Origin of the sequence: Paenalkalicoccus suaedae (assembly GCF_006965545.2) — a bacterium.
Lineage (GTDB): Bacteria > Bacillota > Bacilli > Bacillales > Salisediminibacteriaceae > Paenalkalicoccus > Paenalkalicoccus suaedae.
Genome location: NZ_CP041372.2, coordinates 411,634 through 432,686, shown reverse-complemented (window position 1 = coordinate 432,686; position 21,053 = coordinate 411,634). Strand labels below are relative to the sequence as shown.

The 21,053-nt window shown below is 45.7% G+C and carries 22 protein-coding genes and 1 other annotated feature; of the genes, 8 read left to right on the top strand and 14 right to left on the bottom strand.

All coding sequences use genetic code 11. The features are described 5' to 3' along the window. Positions 1-45: 45 nt before the first annotated feature. From FLK61_RS02635 to FLK61_RS02620, 4 genes are all read right to left on the bottom strand, one after another. On the bottom strand, positions 46-906 hold the full coding sequence (locus tag FLK61_RS02635) for a FixH family protein (protein WP_176007989.1): 861 nt from the start codon (positions 904-906) through the stop codon (positions 46-48). A 79-nt stretch (positions 907-985) separates the two neighbouring features. Further along, on the bottom strand, positions 986-2,380 hold the full coding sequence (locus tag FLK61_RS02630; protein ID WP_176007988.1) for a sensor histidine kinase: 1,395 nt from the start codon (positions 2,378-2,380) through the stop codon (positions 986-988). Then, complete coding sequence (locus tag FLK61_RS02625; RefSeq protein ID WP_176007987.1) at positions 2,373-3,065, bottom strand: response regulator transcription factor; 693 nt, start codon at positions 3,063-3,065, stop codon at positions 2,373-2,375. The genes FLK61_RS02630 and FLK61_RS02625 overlap by 8 nt, the downstream gene beginning before the upstream one ends. Positions 3,066-3,067: 2 nt before the next feature. Next, complete coding sequence (locus FLK61_RS02620; RefSeq protein WP_176007986.1) at positions 3,068-4,012, bottom strand: YncE family protein; 945 nt, start codon at positions 4,010-4,012, stop codon at positions 3,068-3,070. Between the two features lie 868 nt (positions 4,013-4,880). Here FLK61_RS02620 and FLK61_RS02615 point away from each other — a divergent pair. From FLK61_RS02615 to FLK61_RS02595, 5 genes are all read left to right on the top strand, one after another. Continuing rightward, positions 4,881-5,441 (top strand): hypothetical protein, encoded by a 561-nt coding sequence (locus FLK61_RS02615; RefSeq protein WP_176007985.1) that lies wholly within the window; start codon positions 4,881-4,883, stop codon positions 5,439-5,441. Positions 5,442-5,637: 196 nt separating this feature from the next. Beyond that, positions 5,638-6,210 carry a hypothetical protein gene (locus FLK61_RS02610; RefSeq protein ID WP_176007984.1) on the top strand — a complete coding sequence of 191 codons (573 nt, stop codon included), beginning with the start codon at positions 5,638-5,640 and terminating at the stop codon, positions 6,208-6,210. 179 nt (positions 6,211-6,389) lie between these two features. After that, positions 6,390-6,959 carry a hypothetical protein gene (locus FLK61_RS02605; RefSeq protein ID WP_176007983.1) on the top strand — a complete coding sequence of 190 codons (570 nt, stop codon included), beginning with the start codon at positions 6,390-6,392 and terminating at the stop codon, positions 6,957-6,959. 32 nt (positions 6,960-6,991) lie between these two features. Continuing rightward, positions 6,992-8,386 carry an MFS transporter gene (locus FLK61_RS02600; protein ID WP_176007982.1) on the top strand — a complete coding sequence of 465 codons (1,395 nt, stop codon included), beginning with the start codon at positions 6,992-6,994 and terminating at the stop codon, positions 8,384-8,386. Positions 8,387-8,499: 113 nt separating this feature from the next. Next, positions 8,500-8,841 (top strand): hypothetical protein, encoded by a 342-nt coding sequence (locus FLK61_RS02595; protein ID WP_176007981.1) that lies wholly within the window; start codon positions 8,500-8,502, stop codon positions 8,839-8,841. A 57-nt stretch (positions 8,842-8,898) separates the two neighbouring features. On the opposite strand, the gene FLK61_RS02590 is transcribed toward FLK61_RS02595, so the two are convergent. The 7 genes from FLK61_RS02590 to FLK61_RS02560 form a co-directional block, all read right to left on the bottom strand. Further along, positions 8,899-10,074, bottom strand: coding sequence for a DUF2812 domain-containing protein (locus FLK61_RS02590; RefSeq protein ID WP_176007980.1), 1,176 nt, complete (start codon positions 10,072-10,074; stop codon positions 8,899-8,901). Continuing rightward, positions 10,061-10,399 (bottom strand): PadR family transcriptional regulator, encoded by a 339-nt coding sequence (locus tag FLK61_RS02585; RefSeq protein WP_176007979.1) that lies wholly within the window; start codon positions 10,397-10,399, stop codon positions 10,061-10,063. The genes FLK61_RS02590 and FLK61_RS02585 overlap by 14 nt, the downstream gene beginning before the upstream one ends. Before the next feature lie 244 nt (positions 10,400-10,643). Beyond that, entirely contained in the window at positions 10,644-11,813 is a 1,170-nt protein-coding gene (locus FLK61_RS02580; protein WP_176007978.1) for a DUF2812 domain-containing protein, read from the bottom strand. Next, positions 11,789-12,142, bottom strand: coding sequence for a PadR family transcriptional regulator (locus FLK61_RS02575; RefSeq protein ID WP_176007977.1), 354 nt, complete (start codon positions 12,140-12,142; stop codon positions 11,789-11,791). Before FLK61_RS02575 ends, FLK61_RS02580 begins: the two co-directional genes overlap by 25 nt. Before the next feature lie 488 nt (positions 12,143-12,630). Further along, on the bottom strand, positions 12,631-13,122 hold the full coding sequence (locus FLK61_RS02570; RefSeq protein ID WP_176007976.1) for an SRPBCC family protein: 492 nt from the start codon (positions 13,120-13,122) through the stop codon (positions 12,631-12,633). A 36-nt stretch (positions 13,123-13,158) separates the two neighbouring features. After that, positions 13,159-13,608, bottom strand: a complete 450-nt coding sequence (locus FLK61_RS02565) for a GNAT family N-acetyltransferase (RefSeq protein ID WP_249777661.1) — start codon at positions 13,606-13,608, stop codon at positions 13,159-13,161. 25 nt (positions 13,609-13,633) lie between these two features. Next, positions 13,634-14,008, bottom strand: a complete 375-nt coding sequence (locus FLK61_RS02560) for a hypothetical protein (protein ID WP_176007975.1) — start codon at positions 14,006-14,008, stop codon at positions 13,634-13,636. A gap of 276 nt (positions 14,009-14,284) precedes the next feature. Between FLK61_RS02560 and FLK61_RS02555 the strand changes: the two genes are divergently transcribed. Both FLK61_RS02555 and FLK61_RS02550 read left to right on the top strand, forming a co-directional pair. Continuing rightward, positions 14,285-14,695 carry a VOC family protein gene (locus FLK61_RS02555; protein ID WP_176007974.1) on the top strand — a complete coding sequence of 137 codons (411 nt, stop codon included), beginning with the start codon at positions 14,285-14,287 and terminating at the stop codon, positions 14,693-14,695. 89 nt (positions 14,696-14,784) lie between these two features. Continuing rightward, on the top strand, positions 14,785-15,279 hold the full coding sequence (locus FLK61_RS02550) for a hypothetical protein (RefSeq protein WP_176007973.1): 495 nt from the start codon (positions 14,785-14,787) through the stop codon (positions 15,277-15,279). Positions 15,280-15,695: 416 nt separating this feature from the next. Here FLK61_RS02550 and thrS read toward each other — a convergent pair whose 3' ends face one another. From thrS to FLK61_RS02535, 3 genes are all read right to left on the bottom strand, one after another. Further along, positions 15,696-17,600 carry a threonine--tRNA ligase gene (thrS, locus tag FLK61_RS02545; protein WP_176007972.1) on the bottom strand — a complete coding sequence of 635 codons (1,905 nt, stop codon included), beginning with the start codon at positions 17,598-17,600 and terminating at the stop codon, positions 15,696-15,698. 301 nt (positions 17,601-17,901) lie between these two features. Further along, positions 17,902-18,121, bottom strand: a binding site (T-box leader). A gap of 210 nt (positions 18,122-18,331) precedes the next feature. Continuing rightward, entirely contained in the window at positions 18,332-18,865 is a 534-nt protein-coding gene (locus tag FLK61_RS02540; protein WP_176007971.1) for a GNAT family N-acetyltransferase, read from the bottom strand. A gap of 35 nt (positions 18,866-18,900) precedes the next feature. Next, the gene (locus tag FLK61_RS02535; protein WP_176007970.1) at positions 18,901-19,722 is read right to left on the bottom strand and encodes a metallophosphoesterase; all 822 of its coding nucleotides are present in this window, start codon (positions 19,720-19,722) and stop codon (positions 18,901-18,903) included. 226 nt (positions 19,723-19,948) lie between these two features. Between FLK61_RS02535 and FLK61_RS02530 the strand changes: the two genes are divergently transcribed. Then, on the top strand, positions 19,949-20,998 hold the full coding sequence (locus FLK61_RS02530; RefSeq protein WP_249777660.1) for a hypothetical protein: 1,050 nt from the start codon (positions 19,949-19,951) through the stop codon (positions 20,996-20,998). Positions 20,999-21,053 lie beyond the last annotated feature (55 nt).

Below are 21,053 nucleotides of genomic sequence, written 5' to 3'. Positions count from 1 at the left end.
AATATTCCCGTTCCAAAAGGTTGGAAACGTACCGTAAGACCTATTTTACTCGTCTGTTACCCCTACTTCATAAGCCACATGCTCGTGGATTTCCTCGTCTTCTAGGTGGACCATGACCGTGTAAGTGCCCGCTTCTTCAAACTCATGATCGACCTCATAAACACCGGCTTCTACTTCTTCTACATCAAGCCACTGGCGCATGTCGTCACCGTTACGCCATACCTCATAGCGTACACGACCATTTTCCCAAGCAGCATCCTCCCAATCAACTGCGATGGAAAGTGTTACTGGAGTACTAGACGTAGCTGTCTCTTCCACCCGCCAGTCAAGTGCTAGTGATTCGTGCAACGGACCGTGATCATGGCTATGCTCTCCGGCGTGGTCGTGATCCTCGTTTCCTTCGCCCTCGTGATCATGATTGTGTTCGCCCTCATGGTTGTGGTCATGATTCTCAGCCTCGTTGCTCGCTACCTCTACATCACCGACTTCGATACTGTGCACCGGCATCACATGCATGCCACGCGCAGTTGTGTGAGGCTGGACGTGATAAAGTCCGTCCTCATCGAACGTATGTAGAATCGCATAGACACCCTCTTCGCCAGGAAGCTCCGCGTCGATCATCTCGCTGTCAGACTTCGCACCTTCCATCCAGATCTCAAACGTCACTTCATCTGCATCATCGACTAATTCATCCCCTTGCGTCACCAGTGCTGACAGCTCCACCTCTTCGGCCACATCTGCCGTATCAGGCGCCATCACTTCAACATCAACCGGATCCAAATTAACATCCTCAATGCTCACCATATTTCCGCTAGTATTATTATTCGCATTTTCTTCGTTTGTCCCACATGCCACGACAAGTGCTGACGTAGCAAGTAGTGCCCCCATTAATAAAGACTTTTGCACACAATCCATTCCCTTCTCTAATCAATCTACCGGTATCTATAGTATCTATGAATCGTGAAATGTCTGTGAAATCATCCCATTATTCCAACACTTCCGGAATATAAATCGAAACCGTTGTACCTACCCCTGGCATCGACGTAATCTCCAATCGACCGTGATGCAAATCAACGAGCTGCTTCACAATCGCAAGCCCTAAACCAATCCCACCTTTATCGCGCGTACGACCCTTCTCCCCACGATAAAAACGATCTGTTAAACGCTCTACGTCTGCCTCGTCCATGCCAGGACCATTATCGGTCACCTGTAGCGCAGCTTCTCCATCTTTTCTCCCCAGTATAACATCAATCGTCCCACCGTCCTGCGTATAGGCAATCGCATTATCAATCACATTCAGGCACGCCTGAAACAAGCGATCCGGAAGCCCCATAATCACGAGATCCTCCTCCGCCGAGTAGGACAGCGTCTGACCCTTCGCCTCACTCTTCACACGCACATGCGCCATCACCTGCCGCACCACCTCGCTCATCACAAGCGGCTCAAGCGCAACGTTATCCTGCGTCATCCCCTCAAGCTTCGTCAGATCAATAATCTCCTCCACCAGCCGATGCATCCGATTCGACTCCTCTGCAATCACCGACGCAATCTGACGAGTCGACTCGTTCTCCTCCTTGAGCAACAACTCACTATAGCCCTTCACATAGCTCAAAGGCGTACGCAACTCATGCGACAAATTCTGCAAAAACTCCCGCTTCTTCACATCCTCCTCCTGCAGCGACTCGGCAAGCCGCCTAAACGCGCGATTCACCTCACCAACCTCATTATTTAGCTCTGGTGGAAACCGCGTTGGATACGTCCCATGAGAGATTTGACTAGCACCATCCTTCATTTCTAGTAGCGGATGCACATAGGTCGCCCGAATTCGTCGAAGAATCACAAACAATAGCAGAATAAGCGCCACAAGTAAGGAGATCACGTACGGCAAAAGACCAACAAGCTGATCCTGCAATTCGGAAACGGGTCGATACACAAAGACTACTGCCGTAAGCTCTCCATCAACGACATATGGAGCCGCTGCTCCAACAAGATCCGTCGCAAAATAGACGTGATCTCGCTCTAATACGATCGTTTCGCCAGTTAGTAGTTGCTCTCGCTCGGCATCATTAATCGCAATCGCCGATTCCGGCTCAAGTAATGGTAGCGCGGCTCCTAGTACCATTGGATCCGTCACGATGGATACCTCTAAAAACGCCTGCTCATAGGCGTTCACAAGCGACTCCACCTGCTCCTCTCCATTCGCCGCAAGCTCCTGACGCAAGGAATCCGCATGCGCACGCAGCTGATCGCGCTCGGACTGCAAATACAGCCCATCGTAAAGTAAATACACCGTAAAAAATGAGAACGCAATACCCACAATGCTCATCGAAAAGAAGATAAGCCACATCTTTTTTGTAATGGAGATGTATGGCTTACTCATTCTGATCCTCTAGCCTGTAACCATGACCCCACACCGTTTTAATCATGTCCCCTGCTTCTTTTAGCTTCATTCGGAGTGTTTTTATATGTGTATCAACCGTTCTAGACGTCACTTCATACTGCTCTTCTCCCCAGATCAGCTCAAGCAATTCCTCTCGTGAAAACACGCGAGATGGATGCTTCATAAATAAAAGAAGCATGCCATACTCTTTTTTAGTTAGCGTGATAGGCACTCCGTGCACCTCAACTCTTACTGCAACTGCGTCCAGTTTTAGGCTTCCGAGCTGATACAGGGTTTTCTTTTGCGCAGATGAAGACGTCTGTCCTTCGCTTCTTCTGTATACAGCTTCAATCCTAGCAACGAGTTCCTCTCGATGGAACGGCTTCGTGATATAATCGTCCGCTCCGGCTCGAAGCCCCTTCACCTTATCGTTTTCCTCCAGCGCAACGGCCGTCAGCAGGATAATAGGGACATTGGAAAATTGTCTGATTCTACGACACGTCTCAAGCCCATCAATGCCCTCCATCATAATATCGAGCAAGATAAAGTCGATCGGCAGCTTTTGTACGAGCTCGAGCGCTTCCTCACCTGAGAATGCAGAGGTACAGTGATAGCCTTCCTGCTTTAAAATATACTCAAGTAAATGATGCATCTGTCTCTCGTCATCAACTAGTAACAGGTTCATAATTATGACTCCTCTAAGTAGAGCATCACGTGTGGACCAGCCGCCACCTCAACAGCCTGAATGAGCTCCCATGTTTGTGGATCAATAAAGCTTATTTCATCTCCGTCCAGACTGCTGACGGCGACTTCGTCATTTGCTTGTACTAGATAGTAAGGATTATGCGCGACCTCAAGTCGGTCGGTCACCTGCTTCGATTCCGTATCATAGAGAAATACTTCGTGCGAGCCGTGACTAACGCCTACGATCCCTTCCGTTGTTTCTAAAAAAGCGACAGGCATTAAGCCCACCTCAATCTGAGTCTCCTCGCTCGTCTCATACGTGTGCATCTCCGTATTGAGCTCACCAAACGGACCATGCCCTCCGACTAAAATCCCCTCGTCATAGGCAATCATGCCAGTCGGTCGACCGATCACGTCGATTGTCCGCGCAATCTCAAAGCGCTCCTTATCGATCACATCGACGGTATTGCCATACACATTAGCGACGTAAAGCTCTCCATCGTCGAGCGCCATCGAATGCGGATGCTCTCCAGACGCAGCGAGCGTCTCGATGGACTCATTCTCTACATCCATTTTGACGATCTCCTGATGGAACGGTCGCGTCGCATAGAGCGTGCCATCATCGTACAGCATCTCCGCCACGCCATCGCCAATGTCTATGATCGGACGCAAGCTCCCGTCCGTTAGCGACAGCTCGTACAGCATTTCCTCCTGCTGGCTCGTAGCAAAGATCCGCCCCTCTCCCTGCACCATACTATGGACAGAAAATGGGAGGGAAACTTCCTCAATAAGCTCGTGTATATCGGGGTTAATGATGCTTAAAGCTGGCTCTTTTGTATGGGCAACGAGCAGGGTGTTCCCTTGTATGTCGTTATCTATATGAAGCGAATGCTCTGACTGACAGCCTGTGGTCAGGAGCAGGAGCATTCCTAGTAGTAGCCACTTCATGGTGCGGTCCCTCCTTGTTCTATGTCTAGTTTACCGCAGAAAGAGGGGGAGTCTGTGAAAAGTGTGTGAAGTCGGTAGAATTGCTTCTTAAATTCTAGGTTAATCAAATTCCATTTATCTAAAACCTAGCTCTTTGAGCTAGATTGCTTAAGTGCTAACTAGCTTAGTGCCTAGCCCTTCGGGCTAGAATGACCAAGTGCTAACTAGTTTAAATCTGCTCTTCGAGCTGTCAGCCCTACGGACACTCTACGACATCCATAGGGCCGGTCTTTGAGCTTCCTCGTCGGCAGGGTGCGGCTGCCGCCTTACCCTAAACGCCTCCTGTGGGATCTCAAAAACCTCTTTCCCCTATGGATTGTCTCCGAATGTCCTCCGAGTCTGCCACCTCTGCGTTTGATTTAAAAGGGAATTGGAAAAGAGCCTTTTTCTTTATGAAAGAGGCTTAGTTTCGTAATTTTTGAGGCTTTTGATCAGTTGATCTTTGGCAATTTAGGTTTTATGTACCGTGTAGAAGATATATGTACGGTATGGAGAAAGAATGAACCGTATAAAAAATTTATGTACCGTACGCAAAATATATGAACGTTGAAGTTCTTAACAGAACTGTTTCATCTTTAAGAGCTAGGCAACAACCTTTCGTTTAGTAGTAAAAAAGGGTGTTCGTTTATATAGAAGAGACGTTATTCAACTTTAGCTGACGAGTAGGATCATCTTCAGACCCTACTAATGTCTAGGGCGTTTTCAGAGCTGACTCCTCTTCTCATTTACTGCTAGGTAAGCGCAAGCCGATACCGTAGGAGGACTGATCATTCGCCCACCACCTTACTTATTTGGTAAAATGGAGTAAACATGTCGAAAGGATGGTTTTATGCAACTCTTCGACGCTACTGGATCGCTACTTTTTACCGCCTTCAGCATCTTTGTTATTGTTGGTGGAATTATGCTCCTGTTAAGCTTCTTTTTAAAAAATCGACTGGTGTTAGTTTTAACAACATTAGTGATCGTATCAGGAATGGTATTTCTTTTCATAGACTCCCAACGTACGACCTTTGAGGAATTCTATTTTGATCCTGCTAGCGAAGGCTTCATTCTTGAGCGAGCGACACTGATTGTTAATGATGTCTCAGCTAGTCCTCCAGAAGCTATTATGTCCCTTTCTATCGAGGATGAAGAAACTCTCAAGGCGCTCGCGAATGACTTTGCAGGACTAGAGTTATATGATGACGATCTTCGAAACCGTGCAGAGGCGTATAGTCTCTCTTTAAGGGTCACTGAACCTGAAGGCGATGGGCGACGGAATGAATTTATAAATGTTAGCGACACACACATTAATAGCTTCGAAGTACGTCCCCCGTTTGCACATTTACAAACGATCGAAGCACTTGTAAATGATGAGTCATTGGATTGGATAATGGAAGAAGACGATTAACAAAACTTATAGAGGAATATCCTTCTGTCTCTTTAAAATTAGGTAATGAAAGATCGGAATGATAGACTACAGCTCATCAGAAAAGGGTTAGGCAAAGCCATAGGAAGACCAATGATTCTAATACTAGAGCGATGTGTGATTACACATTAAACTACTTTTCAGTAGCGTGAAATAAATCTATAGAAAGGATGATTCTATGCAATTGCTTGGTGCAACGGGCTCGCTTCTTTTTGCCGCCTTCACTGTTATTGTTGGCCTCGGCGGCATTATGTTGATTTTGAGCTTTTTCTTAAAAAACCGACTCGTATTAGTTTTAGTCACACTCGGTATCGTATCAGGAATTGCATTACTTGTTATTAACTCGCAACAATCGACGTTTGAGGAAGCTTATTTTGATGTGACGGACGAGGACGTTATTCTTCACGAGGCAAGACTGACAGTTAATGACGTCTCCGATCTCGTGCCTGAGCGTATCATGTATCTTAATATTGAAGATGAAGAAACGTTGGAGGCTCTCTCCAATGACTTTATGGGGATAGAATTGCGTGAAGATAACTTAAGGAATCGCGCAAGTGAGGAATATAGGCTCACCTTCCGTGTGTCTTACACTGTAAGGGAAGGTCTTCGAGAACGTCATGACATGCACCTGTTCGTAGACGATACACACATTAACAGCGATGTAGTCAGCCCGCCGTTTGCACATCTCCGAACGATCGAAGCACTCATAAATGATGAGTCATTAGATTGGGTAATGGAAGAAGACGGTTAACAAACGTTTAAAGGAAATTGCTCGCACGTAGGTAATGAGAGCTCAACATGCTAGACTACGCCCCTTCAAAAATGTTTCACCCGAAAGAATAGCAGGACCGAGTGTCCTCGCTATTAAAAGAAACCATCACTCACTAGATTTTCACGGTAAAAAAAGCAGACTATCGAAAGGATGATTCCATGCAACTGTTTGAAGCGACTGGATCGCTACTTTTTGCTATTGTTACGGTCCTTATTGGCTTGGGAGGCATTATGCTTCTCTTAAGCTTTGTCTTTAAAAATCGACTTTATCTTGTATTAGCAACCGTTGGAGTTGTATCTGGAATTGTATTACTCGTTGTTAACTCGCAACAAACAACGTTCGAAGATGCCTTTTTTGACGTTCCGGTCGAGGATGTTACTATTAATGAAGCGACACTATTTGTTAGTGATGTATCAGATCCAATACCTGAACGTATTATGCACCTAAATATTGATGATGAAGAGACATTACAAGCGATAGCGGACGACTTTATTGGACTTGATATCAGACAAGATGGTGGTAATATCTTGGCAAGTGAGGAATATAGATTAACCCTTCGAATCTCGGAGTCTACTGAAGACGGGGATATGGATCATCGCGACATACAGCTTGTTATTGATGATACTTATATCAATAACTACGAAGTAGATACACCATTTGCTCATATGCGGACCATTGAAGCACTCGTAAACGATGAATCACGAGATTGGCAAATGGCCGACGAGTAGATCGTCTACACATCATAGAGAGGAGCAGCTAGATGCCCGAACAAACTAAGCAACCTATCCCACATAAACCAATCGTGATCGTTGCACTTGCTGCGTCCTTTCTTTTCTTATTTAGTCAATTTCTTATGATTACGGCTTATCCAACGATTATGGAGGAGTTTAACGTTAATGCTACGCAAGTTCAGTGGCTGACGACCGCTTTTCTACTTGGTACGATCACCTTTATCCCACTCAGCGGCTATTTAATGAACACCTTCCAAACAAAAACGTTAGTCGTATTTGCCATGGTGATGCTTGTCATCGGAACGCTAGTTGGAGCAACTGCTACTCAGTTTAGTACGCTGATTCTCTCGCGCGTTATTCAAGCCGTAGGCGCTGGTGTGATGGTGCCACTCGTGCAAACCATTCTTCTTACCGTGTTTCCTCGAGAAAAAAGAGGGCTTGCTATGGGACTATTGAGTGCTGTGATTAACGTTGCGCCAGCGTCAGCGCCGTCCATCTCGGGGATGGTCATCGACACATTGGGCTGGCGCGCCTTACATATTGTGCTGTTTGTACCTGCAGTCATCGTTTTAATCCTTGCAACAGTCGTCATGAAAAACATTCTTGATAGACAAGAGGCGAAGCTGGATATTCCCTCGGTTCTTCTATCAGCGACGGGATTCGTCAGTTTTATACTTGGCCTTAGTATGATCAGCGTGACTGGATTTTCGCCCGAAGCGGTTGGGCCTATGGTGCTCGGCATCGCGCTTATTGCAGCTTACGCCAGACGACAGCTCAAGCTGCCTGTGCCGGTGCTAAACATCCGCCTCTTTAAGGTGCGGCTATTCACGCTCTCGGCGGTGCTCATGTCGATGACGATGCTCCTCCTCTTATCAGCGGAGAGCATCCTGCCGATGTTTGCGCAGGACGTGCTTGGAACGACAGCATTCTTATCCGGATTCCTACTCCTGCCCGGCACCATCCTGCTGTCCGTGACCGCAATCGTCGCTGGAACACTATTCGATCGCTTTGGCGGAAAAATTGTCACGAACGCAGGATTCGTGTGTTTACTAGTCGCGATGCTCCTGTTTAGCACAATCGGCATAGATAGCTCACCTTACTTAATTATGGTCTACTTCAGCCTCTTCATGCTCGGCTGTGGCCTGACGATGACAACCCTTGTGACAACAAGCATGAATGCGCTCGACCAAAAGGACATCTCCCACGGATCCGCCATTACCAACACGTTGCGCCAGCTCAGCATGGCCGTAGGTGTCATCCTACTCACAACCGTCATTAGTATCGCCACAAGCCAGAGCAACGCGCCCTACCAGGAAGCCGCGCACACAGGAACGATCATCACCTTCCTGATCATGGCCACCATCGCCGCCACAGCTCTAGTGATCTCGATCCGGACCTTTTTCCTGGCGGAGAAAACCACATAAGGCTTCGTTTGATGAGGCTGTGACAGCTCACTTATGGAAAGAGTGAAGGAAAGATAGTTTCAGGATCTAAAATATGGTAAAATTGATGGTACTTCACTCTTATGGGGACGGTGATGACTTTGTTTATAGAGACGTTCTTTTTCTATTTTCCATTTCTTTTATTCTTTTTCGTTGTCATGTTAATTGACTATCCAGTAAGACGAGGTCGAGATAAAATTAGAAAAAATGAACATAAGTCTAGCTTCTGGATCGGTGCCTATGGTGTCTTCTTTATTCTATTTAGCCTCATTACTCTTGCTGGGGTCTCCGGCACCTTAGCCATGTCTCTTACCTACTCCATCGCCTCTCCAGTTGGATTAATTAGTGGCATAGTAGTATTTATTGGACTGGCAGCACTTTTGGCAAACCACGTCGACATGCGAACGAACTTTTATGCGCGTTACTTAGAAGAATAACGTGTGAAGCCCTTCATCCGAGGATGGAGGGCTTCTTTATATTAAATATTGAGACTGTTACCTTCCTCCAAGCGCTCGCTTTTGACTAAAGTAGTAGAACAATCCACTAATGATAAACCAGCTACAAAGTAAAATGGCGAATCCGACCAACGGGAAGAAGAAAAGGTGATATCCGGTTATTTCCCCATCTCGTATAGCCCTACTAACCTGAGGCGGAATGTTTATTAACTGAATGCCAATGATCATTGCACTTATCATGATCTGGTAGCGAACCTTCCTCTTCACTGCGTACAATTCCGATGCTTTATCCGAATAGAAAATCGGCTTTTCTTCTGTAGTAGGATTATAGTAAGTACGATAAAGCTTCCACAGATATGGGGACGAATTACCGGTGAAATAGATAAGCTCCCACCCCATCTCATGATGGGCCGCTCCGTAGTTAGAGCCTTTATCCATATAATAGCTCGCCTCTTTCGGCTCACTTCTCTTAAAGACAAACCGCATGCCTTGGCGGTCAACCCACCTTAGCTTCAGTCCAGCGCGCTCCTGTTCCTCGAGCCATATGCACATCTTCTCACCAGCTTTAGGGTGAAGCCAAAACTGAAAGCGCCATTTCTTCACTGTCAGTGACGGGTCCTCTACAAGCATGGACGGATCACTTTCTTGATCAAATAGCTTCAGCTCCCTATTTTCTCGCCGGAGAATGAAAAAGGAATAAAGACCGAACAGGAATAAAGCTACTTGTGCAAAGAAAAAGAGGAACGTTACACTCCACATCGGACTTGTGATCACTTGGATCGTGCTATCTCCTGATAGGCCAATCAAAAATAAACTAATTTGCATGAGAGTCAATATAAATACCATCGTAAAATAGAATGCCCAAATGTTTAGAATTCGTTCGTTACGCGTAATTAAGGGGTCACGCACAACCTCCGTTAGACGCTCTTCGCGCGGTTTTGTCGATCGTACAATATGCCACTTGCCAGATTCAGCCGCCGTACGCCATCCGTTCTCGCGCATCGAGGTTGCGAGTGCAAATTGATTTCCGTACACGACGCGATACGTGGCACGCTCACTAGGCTGTTCATCAAAGTAAAAGCGCCGACGCCTCCGATCAAATGCCCGAAGCCGATAGCCTTTGTTCGACATATCTTCGAGCCAGCGCTCCGTTTGTTGCACATGGAAGCTCCACAGCCATTTCGTGACGCTCCCCGCTCGATTACCCTCTTTCATCTTTATCTCCTCCTATCTCGGCAGCATGCCTATGCAGTTCCGTAATTCTCACTATCTCGGTTTGCAAAATTGCCTCTCCTATTTCCGTGAGCTCATATATCTTTTTTCGCTCCTCATTCGCGTACATCACGATCAATCCATCCTTCAACATTTTCGTGATCGTCCCGTAAATCGTCCCTGATCCAAGGCGAATCCGCCCTCCCGTCAGCACTTCCACTCGCTTCGAGATCCCATATCCATGCTTAGGAGATTCGTGCAAAACGAGCATAATATAATAAGCTGTTTCTGAAGCCGGTACATATTTCTTGATAAGTCGCTCTTTCATGCAAGCATTACCTCAATTTTCTTTAGGAAACTACGTCGAGTCGTGACATAATTTGGTTCGTCTTACTATATCGTACCTCCGCACAGTATGTCAATCACACCCATTTTATATAGTTTACTTCCACCTGATTGTTGCGTGCTATTTTGTAGAGTTGTCGCTTATTTTTTGCGGCATACTTCATTTATAGCTATTTTTTTCCATCAAAAAAACCTAAGAAGATGCTTCCCCCTAGGTTTTTAAAGATTTACACTCGATATAGCTCTTGCTTTTTGTTCCGGTAGTGTATGAATAGACTAATAATCGTCCATGTAAATAGTACGATAAAAGTCATCGATACGGTTAAAAAAATGAGTTGAAACACGGACGCTGTTCTTTCTTCCACTACACGACCGATCTGTAATGGCATATTCATAAGCTGAACGAGTAGTACCATTACGCTTATAAACATTTGAAAACGCACCTGCTTTTTTACAGCCTGTAGCTCCGATTCCGGATCTGTATGAAACACTGGCTTTTTCTCCTCATGAGGATCATAGTAGGCGCGGTACAGCTTCCATCCGTTTGCTGAGGCATTGCCTAAATAAATACGCTCCCACCCCATATCCTTATGCATTGCCCCGATGTCTTTATTTTTTTCCATGTAATAGCTGACACTTGCATGCTCTGCTTGAGAGAAAACGAAACGCATGCCTTGTCTATCCACCCACTTCAGCTTAAAACCACGTTCTTCCTGCATTTCTAACCAACGAGACATTTTTTCTGGCGCTATTGGACTCAGCCACGACTGAATACGCCATTTCGTCGTTATACTATCTGAGGTTTTTTGTAACGCCACTGGCTCCTCTCCTGTGTAAGACAGCTGTAAGTCACGATTTTCTCGCCTTAAAATAAAGAAGGAATAAATGCCAAAAACGAGTATAGTAATTTGCACCAAAAAGCCAACAAAGGTTAATATCCATAGCGGACTAGGATGGACGTTTACAGTCCCTCCGCTCGATAGACTGGACACAACTAAACTTATTTGCATAGTAATATTGAAAATTATCAACATAAAAAAGATGGACCATGCGCTTAAGATTCGTTCGTTGCGCTTTACTAATTCGTCTCGTACAACATCGGTTTTTCGTTCATCGCGGGATTTCTCGGAGCGAATGATGCTCCATTTACCTGATTCACAGGCAGATCGCCATCCATCCTCACGCATCGACATCGGAAGCGAACCTTGCTTGTACATGATTCGATAAGCTGCTTCACTTTCCTCACGTTCCTCGAAGTAAAATCGACGCCCGAGTCGATCAAGTCCACTTAACTGATACCCTTTTGTCGACATATCCTTTAACCATTGCTCTGTAAGCTGCACATGAAAACTCCACAGCCATCGTCTCACGCTTACTGTTCCGCTGTTTTTTTGCATGCCGCCTCTCCCCCTATCTCCGATGCATGACGATGTAATTCTGCAATTCTATCTATCTCCATGCGTAATATGGCCTCCCCTATTTCTGTCAGCTCATATACTTTTTTACGCTCTTCGTTTGCATACATCACGATTAATCCATCCTTTAGCATTTTCGTGATCGTACCGTAAATCGTCCCCGAGCCGAGCTGAATGCGTCCGTCCGTCAGGACCTCTACACGCTTCGAGATCCCGTATCCATGCCTTGGCGATTCGTATAAAACAAGCATAATATAATACGCCGTCTCCGATGCCGGCACGTATTTCTTCACTACCTTCTCATTCGTCATAGCACCAACCTCTTTTTTTGAGAAAACTATGTCGAGGTGCGACATAGTTTGATTGCCTTCACTATATCGCACCGTGACATAGTATGTCAATAGCATCCATTTTATCTATTTTCTTTCCACCTGATTGTTGCGGATTAGTGATGGTTGATACAATTGCGAATTACTTCTCCGCATTTGTGAAATACTTTCTATAATTTCCGCTCTACTTCTCTCACTTTCCGTCCTGTTTCTCTCGATTTCCGCTTTACTTCTTTTTTCTGACTTACTTGAACCGACTTTCGAACTGTTTCTATTTCGTTCCGCGTTAGTTTGATCCACTTCCATGCTAATTTTCCACATTTGCGATATACTTCTTTTTCGGTTTACCTCTCGCAAAATACAACCTACTTCTCTTCTGACTTCATTCACCGCCAAATTTTACAACGAGGTTACACTTTGTATCTATCAAAAAAAGCCGCATACCTATTAGGTACGCAGCTTTTATCTTTTTAATAGAGGGAGCCTTTTTCTAAAACTATTTCCAAATTCGCAAACATCTGTTCAAATCCTTGTTTTGTTCCGTCCAAATGCTCGCGTGTCACACGATCAATATCTTCTTGAGTCCATCCATCTTCATGCTCAACATGGATGTCCTGTTTAAATGACATATGAGTTCCTCCATCATCATGTGGCTCAAGTTGGACGGTAATCGTGTCTTCCAAGTCACTGAATTGTGGCATTTTAAATGTCATTACCAACCTTGAAGGGCGATCAACTACCTTATATTGACCAATCGCCCGGTAGGTCTGACCTTCTCGATGATCGACGATTTCCCATCCCCCACCAGATCGTGCTTCATTTTTTGTGATTTTATTCGTCTTCTCGTCTGTAAACAACCATTTTTTCATCGTTGCAGGTGTTATCCAAGCATCAAAAATTCTCTCGGGATCCGCTGTAAATATATGCTCCATATAAAGGGGTACTACTGTAACTTTATTCATGTTTCAGCCTCCTCATTTAATAATGAATAAAGGTTATTATTCTATTTCATAAAACAGCCAGTCTGCTTTCTTTCCACCCATCTTTTCGTAAAGCGTTTGAGCAACGATATTGTCTGTAGCCGTCTCCCAAGCCATGTAGGCGTAGCCGTTGTCACGCACGTAGTCGAGCGTCGCTGTAAATAGTCGCTCTCCGATTTTCTCGCCGCGAACGCGGCTCGTTACAAACAAATCGTTCATCGTCGCCGTTTTTTGCACGCGTAATGTACTAAAACCGAAGTACAGGGTGCTAAATCCGACGAGACTTCCGTCGAATTCCGCCACAAATTGCACACCAAATTCAGGCTCCGTCGCAAGGCGCTTGATTAATTTCTCCAGCTCCTCCTCGTTTGGATCCTGTTGCTCATAAAAGTCCACTATGTACTGTAACATCAGTGGCTTTAGCTCTTTTGCATCGTCAAGTTGAGCTTGTCGTATGGTAACGTTCACTTGTACTTATCCCCTTTCCATTACCTTACCGATTTTCGCCAAGCGCAATGTATAATATGTCCTCGCCGTCTATCTCCGCGATCAGGTGATACATGTCATCCGACGTGTCACCAGTTGCATAAATGGGCGTACCAATATCCAATACACTCGCGCAAAGATCAAGGTACTCATTAAAGTTTTTAGGTTGAGAAACAATTTCGCCTAAGTGCGTCACCTTTTCAAACGAATCTACATCTAAATATGCCAGATTACTAGCGTTATAAAAAACGTGATCTCCGTAGGTCAAAATATCCGCACCCTCGTTATTCTCAAGCACGTGCGCGGCAACAGGATTCCCGGTCGATCCTGCGCATCCAGCAACGAATAAAACTAATACAATTAAACTCACTACCTGCTTCACTCGAATCGAACCTCCTCCTGATGTTTGTCTCCCTATGTATATAGACGAATTAAACTGGCAAAAAGTCTCAACAATCTTTTTATTTTTGAAGATTTGCGTCAAAATGCCCTCTTTTGTCGGCTACTTCCCTCCCAAAAGCACCTCTAAACGTTTTCTGGAAGAAAAAAGAATGAGACTTTTACCAAATTACGTGAATTACTCCCTATATTTTCTTAAAGGAATAATGGGTAGATTGTTGAATTGGTTAGTAGACAATAGTTTAAGAAGGGATTTTGCATGACTATTATCAATGCTTATTTGAATTTTGATGGCACGACGAAGCAAGCAATGGAGTTTTATCGCCAGGTTTTTGGCGGTGAGCTATATCTTCAGACATTTGAGGAGGCGTTTGCTGACTCTCCAGAAGAGGTCAAGGATCGAATTATCCATGCAAATTTACGCAACGATTCGCTCACATTCATGGCGAGCGACACGCACCCACAGTACAGCCCACCCCATAAGCTTGGCAACAATGTTAGTCTCTCCATTAATGGAACGGATCGCGAGACGCTCACGCGCTATTTCGAACAGCTTGCTGAGGGCGGCGAGATTACTATGCCACTTGAAGAGCAGTTTTGGGGAGATATTAACGGCATGCTAGTCGATCAATTTGGCATCCATTGGATGGTGAATGTGCAGAAGGGATAGGTTACTCGTCCCCAAACCCCACATACATGTTTTAAAAGGGCTACTTATGCTATACTAGCTCTGTGATTTTTGTGGAAAGGGGACAGCTTATGTCCAAGCGCACTATTATCGGAGCCATTATGGCTAGTTTATTAATTATTACGTCACTTATCTTTTTCCTAGTTGTCCGAGATCAGATCAGCAGTGTGACGGCTGGATATTTTACGATCTCCCTAGGCCTGCTGGGACTACTTGTACTCGGTTACTTCATGCTTCCCGCTGATAAAAAGCCACTACAAGTAGCGAGCATCGCGGTGTTCACTGTCGGATTTATCACATCCGTCTACTTTTTTGTCGCAAGCCCCGCTTATGACATTTATGTGTTGGAGGAAACTCGTCAGGAAACGCTCGTAGCACATCTAGAAGCCGAGCATCCAGATAGAGATTGGCACATTCGCGATGACCTGCGAACTGCGAGATCAACTGCCATCTTTGTCGTCTTTGATGATGAACCAGACTACGCACACGCCTACTTCATAACCGAAGAAATGATAAACGGAACCACCGAAGTTGAAAGTATTGGCGGAGCACAGTTAAATGAGTAAAGACCGCGTCTAGCGCGGTCTTTTTTGTGGCGTTTTGTTACGTTGGTACGTTTATTTTAGGAGGTGCGTGTTTGGTAACTCGGATTACGTGTTTGGTTTCTCGGCATTTTTGGCATTCTGTGTTTGGTAACTCCGTTTCTGTGTTTGACTTCTCCAAACACGTCCTCCCCACATACCCAGTCCACCACACAAGGACCCTCAATTGCTCAACTGCCACTTTTCAAAGCCCCCACGTGGCGGTAGCACAGGGCAACTAGCACTTCCGAGTAAATTGCGCGTCACTTCTTATAGGTCTTGCCGAATTGCGCGTCGCTTCTCGCGTATTGCTCGTCACTTCTTGCAAAATCCATTCTATTGCGTGTCACTTCTTCCAAATTGCATGTCACATCATGCAGCGTGAAACTCCTCACAGTGAGTCACTTCCCCCGAAGTCTCCGCTCCCGAATTTCAACCGAAACACCCTGCTTAAACTCCTCAAACGCCATCGCCGCACTGCTCTTCTCGCCAAAGCGCCTCACCTGCACAGAGCGACCAGCTACTTCTGCATCTCCTACAACAAGTATATACGGCACCTTCGCAAGCTGCGATTCGCGCATCCGATAACCTAGCTTTTCCTCTCGGCCGTCAACCGAAACTCGAACACCTGCATCACGTAGCTCGTGAGCTAGCTCTTCACAGTACTCCTGATGCACCGATGCAACTGGAATCAGCTTCACCTGCTTCGGAGCAAGCCACAGTGGAAATGCACCTGCAAAGTGCTCTATCAAAATCCCAAAAAACCGGTCTAATGAACCAAAAATCGCACGATGAATCACCACTGGACGAACGCGTTCGCCGCGCTCATCTATATAGCTTAAATCAAATTTTTCTGGCATTTGAAAGTCGAGCTGAATCGTTGCGCACTGGTGCTCCCGCCGCAGCGCATCCTTAATATGAAAGTCGATTTTAGGCCCGTAAAACGCTCCATCACCCTCATTAAGCTGATACGCCACACCAGAATTCGTCAACACACGTTCCAGTGCCGCTTCGGACGCCTCCCACAAGGAATCATCACCGAGAGAATCCTCTGGACGAGTCGAAAGCTCGACCGAATAACGAAATCCAAGCGTTGTATACACCCGGTCAATGAGCTCCATGACCGCTCGAATCTCCGACTCTATTTGATCCTCCCTCACAAAAATGTGCGCATCATCCTGACAAAACGACCGGACACGCAACAGCCCATTCAACGCCCCACTAAACTCATGCCGATGCACATGCCCATACTCCGCCATTCGCACCGGCAAATCCCGATACGAGTAAAACCCGTGCTTAAACACAAGCATGTGCCCCGGACAGTTCATCGGCTTTAACGCAAACGCCGCCTTATCCACCTCGGAGAAATACATATTCTCCTTATAGTGATCAAAGTGACCCGACTGCTCCCAAAGCCGTTGATTCATCAGAGACGGAGTCGCCACCTCGTCATAAAACGCTCGCGACTGCTCCTCGCGCGAGAACGCAATCAACTCCTGTCTAATCACCTGCCCATTCGGCAAATAAAACGGCATCCCCGGCGCCTCCTCCGAAAACATAAACAACTCAAGCTCCTTCCCAAGCTTCCGATGATCTCGCTTCTTTGCTTCCTCTCGCAAAAACAAATAGTCATCGAGCTCCTGCTTCGTAGCAAACGCCACACCATATATCCGCTGCAGCACAGCCTGGTCTTTATCCCCGCGCCAATACGCACCAGCCACATGCGTCAATTGCACATGCTTTACCGCTCCTGTCGACGGAGCATGGGGCCCTCTACACACATCCACAAACTCCCCCTGCTCGTAGAGAGACACACCATCATCAATCCCCTCCAAAATCTTCAGCTTAAACGGCTCCTCCTTAAACCGCTCCATAGCCTCTTCTTTGCTAACCTCAAGACGCTCTATTGGCATATTAGAGGCCATAATCCGTTTCAATTCCTTCTCAATATGACGAAGGTCCGACTCCGTCAACCCTTGCTCAAGCTGCACGTCATAGTAAAACCCATTGTTGATAACTGGTCCTATCCCAAGCTTTACACCCTTGTACAACCGGCGGACTGCCTGCGCAAGAACGTGCGCAGCCGTATGCCTCAGGACATTCACCCCATTTTCAGAAGCCGAAGAGAAGATCTGCAGATCGTCTTGATTATGAAGACTAGTGGACAGGTCCACTAGTTGTCCATTAACCTCTGCAACGACAGCGGATTTACGGACGCTACTTGGAAGGGTTGCAACGATCTCCTTTACTGTTGTGTTTACTGGTACCTCTTTTACGTTATTGTCTGGAAGTCGTACGTGAATCATGTCAAATTCCTCCTTTTTAAAATAAAAAAAGACACGCATCCCTAAATAGGGACGAATGTCTTTGATTCGTGGTTCCACCCAAGTTCTCGCACGTGTTGCGCTGCGACTCTGGTGCTGTAACGTAGCATAGACGATGTCAGATACTCCAATTGTTTCCCCAACATAGCTTAAAGGTGGTCCATATCAGTCCTAAGCTAGGAGGGTCTCAGCAGTGCCTCCTTCTCTGTAAAGCCGTAACCAATAAAGGTGTCCTTGTCATTGCTTTTTTTCTTTTAAAAATAAAAAAACACCCGTCCCTAATGAAAGGGACGAATGCTAGTCATTCGTGGTTCCACCCAAATTCCCACGTAAAATAAACGTGGCTTTGGCGCGGTAACGTTGCGTCGACGGTGCTTGATACTAGGGTATTCCCAAGCACGGCTTAAAGGTGGTAAACAACGATTCTGCGTTAGGAAGCTCTCAGCAACACTTCCCTCTCTGATAACCGGCATCGTAGCTCATGTCCTTCTCATTGCCATTTCTAAATTATGTATGATCATACGACACCTGTAAAATGATTGCAAGTGTTTTTTGGAGTGGTGTGTTTGGTAACTCCGTTTCTGTGTTTGACTTCTCCAAACACGTCCTCCCCACATACACAGTCCACCACACAAGGACCCTCAATTGCTCAACTGCCACTTTCAAAGCCCCCACGTGGCGGTAGCACATGGCAATTAGTCTTTTAAATCGTCTCATACATGCTTTGCCATCAGCAGTAAATCCTCGTATCCAGCCTCCGTTTTGACAAAACGCACTCTTCTCCCTTCATGCACGAAGCCTAGTTTTTCGTAAAGGCGAATCGCACGTTCATTTGTAGCAAGCACATCCAGTCGCACAGTGTCGATGGAAGCATGCTCGGATGCAAACTCTAACAGGGTGACTAAGAGCGCTTCTCCAACACCTTGGCCGCGCCACTTCGTTGCCACGCTCATCCCAAACGAGCCTTGGTGACGCAGCTTAGCCTTGTTTGGACAGTCAAAGTTAATGAGTCCCATTAGCTCGCCTTCATGCTCTGCTACAAACAAGCGATTGTGATGCTCTCCTTCGATATATCCTTTGATCCACTCTCGCTCTACTTCAACATCTCCATGGAATTCTTCAGGTGTCGAAACCCCGAAGCCCTCTTTCAACACGTGTTCCGTGATAGGAAGTATCGCTTCTGAATCTGACACTTTTGCTTCACGAACAATATAAGAAAGTCCTAGCTTTGATTGAAACGCTTTCATTTCGTAAAACCCCCTATATTATATCGATATAATAATCACTTCGAACGAAGCGTGACCGACACGATCTCCGGTCGGTTAAACAATCGTAATGGAATAATACTATTGCCGAGTCCTCTACTTACAATCATGGACGTATCTGCTTCTTCGTGAATACCTGATGTATATGCTGGGAATAATCCTTGATTAGGTGCAACTAATCCACCTATGAACGGCAGTCGGAACTGTCCGCCATGCGCGTGACCAGTAAAAACAAGATTTACTTCTGCATCCACATAGTCATCCATTAGCTCTGGACGATGGGACAATAACATCGAGAAGCTTCCTGTATCAACGTCTATCATCATATCTGTGAGGACGTCTATTGGGCTTGCTGTAAGTCCACGCGGATCATCTATCCCGAGCAGTGACAGCGTAGCTCCATCATGCTCAAGAGTGTGACTCTCGTTTCTTAAAAAAGTGACGTTAAGGGCTGCAAGCTCCTCCTCGAGATCGTCCATTATTCCGCCAGACCACTCGTGATTACCTGTGACAAAATAAGTTGGCGCTATCGCGACCAGCTGCTCCATCAGTACAAATCCAGCCTCTAGGTCGTCCTTCCTGTGGTCGAACAAATCACCTGTAAAGACGATGATATCAGGCTCTTCACGGATAATACGGCGCGTGAGGCGCTGTTGCTCACGACCGAATCGCTTATTATGTAAATCGGTGATATGCACAATTTTATAGTCATCGAATTCAGGTGCTAACGAGTCTGATTCTACCGTCACATACGTAGTCTGAATAGCGTTGTTAGAAATGTAAATAAACGCGCTGAGTAGCCCGATTCCGAGTATAAAAATAAATATTTTTTTCTTCAAAATGGTCGTTCCCCTCTCTATGACAAGTGTATCAGAATCCCTTGTGTCTGTAAGAAAAATTTAACAAGCACGTTATAAACACATAGGGGTACGTGTAAAAAAAGTTATGAGTGCATAGTTTAAAGTATCTCGGATGCGGAAATATAACGAACTAGTTGGCAATAACAAGCAATATTCCATGGAAAAGTTTTGCCCAGATTGATTTTGATTTTGGAGATGATGATGTATGAGAGAGAGAAGACGTTTTATGTCGCACTTCAGCCCAGAGGCTGATGCTGCAGGAAGAAATATATCTTGGGGGGCAATCATCGCTGGTATCGTGACATTTTTTGCGATGTTAATCACATTCAGCTTGATTGGATCAGCAATTGGTTTAGGAGTAACAGATGTGACGTCAAACGACCCATTTGACGGTGTAGGTGTAGGTTTAATTATTTGGGCGATCTTATCATTACTTATTTCGCTGTTTTTAGCGGGATTTGTAGCAGGTGTCAGTGCCTCACGCGCTGGTTTAATCCACGGTTTCCTAACGTGGGCAACAGGTATCGTTTTACTATTTGCACTACTTACTTTTACGACAATTAACACGTTCCAAGCAGTTGGATCCGTCGTTGGTACAGTAGGTGGCGCAGCTGGATCTGGTGTTGCGACTGTTGCTGGCACAGCTGGTGATGCGATTGGATCAGGCTTTGATTCTGTCGTTGATAACATTGGTGAAGTTGATACTGGCGAATTAGAGCAAAACGTAGAGGAAATCTTAGCTGACACGGACATCCCGGAGCTTCAGCCTGAGTACCTTCAAAACGAACTAAGCGAAGTACAGGACGAAATCCTTGCTGCAGCGCAGGAGATTGCCGTTAACCCTGATAACTTCGATCAACAAATAGAACAGTTAGGTGATTCTTTAGCGACACGTGCTGAAGAAATTAATAATGCTGTAGATGAAGAAGCAATTGCTAATGCTGTATCTGAGAACACAGATCTTTCTGAGCAAGAAGCGGAGGAAGCTACACAAAATATCGTAGATGGATTAAATGAAGCTACAACAGCAACATCCGAGCAAATCGAAACAGCTCAAGTGAACATTGAGCAAACTGCCGCTGAGCTAGAGGTTGCTATTCAAGACCTACGCGAATCGACGGAAGAGGCAACGGACACTGCCGCTCAAGTATCGATCTGGGCATTCGTGGCTATGATCTTAACACTTGTCTTCACATCATTCGCAGGTATTATTGGTGCTACTACTGCGAGAAACAACGCCGTAGCGCGTCGATAAAATATATAGTAGATAATTAATACAAGGCGTCGACTTTTGAGTCGGCGCCTTATTA

What these genes read in the sequence shown, in the direction of transcription:
- FLK61_RS02530 (WP_249777660.1), top strand. Translation starts at nt 19,949, where the DNA reads ATGAGAGAGAGAAGACGTTTTATGTCGCACTTCAGCCCAGAGGCTGAT.
- FLK61_RS02540 (WP_176007971.1), bottom strand. Translation starts at nt 18,865, where the DNA reads ATGAAAGCGTTTCAATCAAAGCTAGGACTTTCTTATATTGTTCGTGAA.
- FLK61_RS02575 (WP_176007977.1), bottom strand. Translation starts at nt 12,142, where the DNA reads ATGACGAATGAGAAGGTAGTGAAGAAATACGTGCCGGCATCGGAGACG.
- FLK61_RS02555 (WP_176007974.1), top strand. Translation starts at nt 14,285, where the DNA reads ATGACTATTATCAATGCTTATTTGAATTTTGATGGCACGACGAAGCAA.
- thrS (WP_176007972.1), bottom strand. Translation starts at nt 17,600, where the DNA reads ATGATTCACGTACGACTTCCAGACAATAACGTAAAAGAGGTACCAGTA.
- FLK61_RS02610 (WP_176007984.1), top strand. Translation starts at nt 5,638, where the DNA reads ATGCAATTGCTTGGTGCAACGGGCTCGCTTCTTTTTGCCGCCTTCACT.
- FLK61_RS02590 (WP_176007980.1), bottom strand. Translation starts at nt 10,074, where the DNA reads ATGAAAGAGGGTAATCGAGCGGGGAGCGTCACGAAATGGCTGTGGAGC.
- FLK61_RS02585 (WP_176007979.1), bottom strand. Translation starts at nt 10,399, where the DNA reads ATGAAAGAGCGACTTATCAAGAAATATGTACCGGCTTCAGAAACAGCT.
- FLK61_RS02600 (WP_176007982.1), top strand. Translation starts at nt 6,992, where the DNA reads ATGCCCGAACAAACTAAGCAACCTATCCCACATAAACCAATCGTGATC.
- FLK61_RS02570 (WP_176007976.1), bottom strand. Translation starts at nt 13,122, where the DNA reads ATGAATAAAGTTACAGTAGTACCCCTTTATATGGAGCATATATTTACA.
- FLK61_RS02595 (WP_176007981.1), top strand. Translation starts at nt 8,500, where the DNA reads ATGACTTTGTTTATAGAGACGTTCTTTTTCTATTTTCCATTTCTTTTA.
- FLK61_RS02620 (WP_176007986.1), bottom strand. Translation starts at nt 4,012, where the DNA reads ATGAAGTGGCTACTACTAGGAATGCTCCTGCTCCTGACCACAGGCTGT.
- FLK61_RS02630 (WP_176007988.1), bottom strand. Translation starts at nt 2,380, where the DNA reads ATGAGTAAGCCATACATCTCCATTACAAAAAAGATGTGGCTTATCTTC.
- FLK61_RS02605 (WP_176007983.1), top strand. Translation starts at nt 6,390, where the DNA reads ATGCAACTGTTTGAAGCGACTGGATCGCTACTTTTTGCTATTGTTACG.
- FLK61_RS02550 (WP_176007973.1), top strand. Translation starts at nt 14,785, where the DNA reads ATGTCCAAGCGCACTATTATCGGAGCCATTATGGCTAGTTTATTAATT.
- FLK61_RS02625 (WP_176007987.1), bottom strand. Translation starts at nt 3,065, where the DNA reads ATGAACCTGTTACTAGTTGATGACGAGAGACAGATGCATCATTTACTT.
- FLK61_RS02580 (WP_176007978.1), bottom strand. Translation starts at nt 11,813, where the DNA reads ATGCAAAAAAACAGCGGAACAGTAAGCGTGAGACGATGGCTGTGGAGT.
- FLK61_RS02615 (WP_176007985.1), top strand. Translation starts at nt 4,881, where the DNA reads ATGCAACTCTTCGACGCTACTGGATCGCTACTTTTTACCGCCTTCAGC.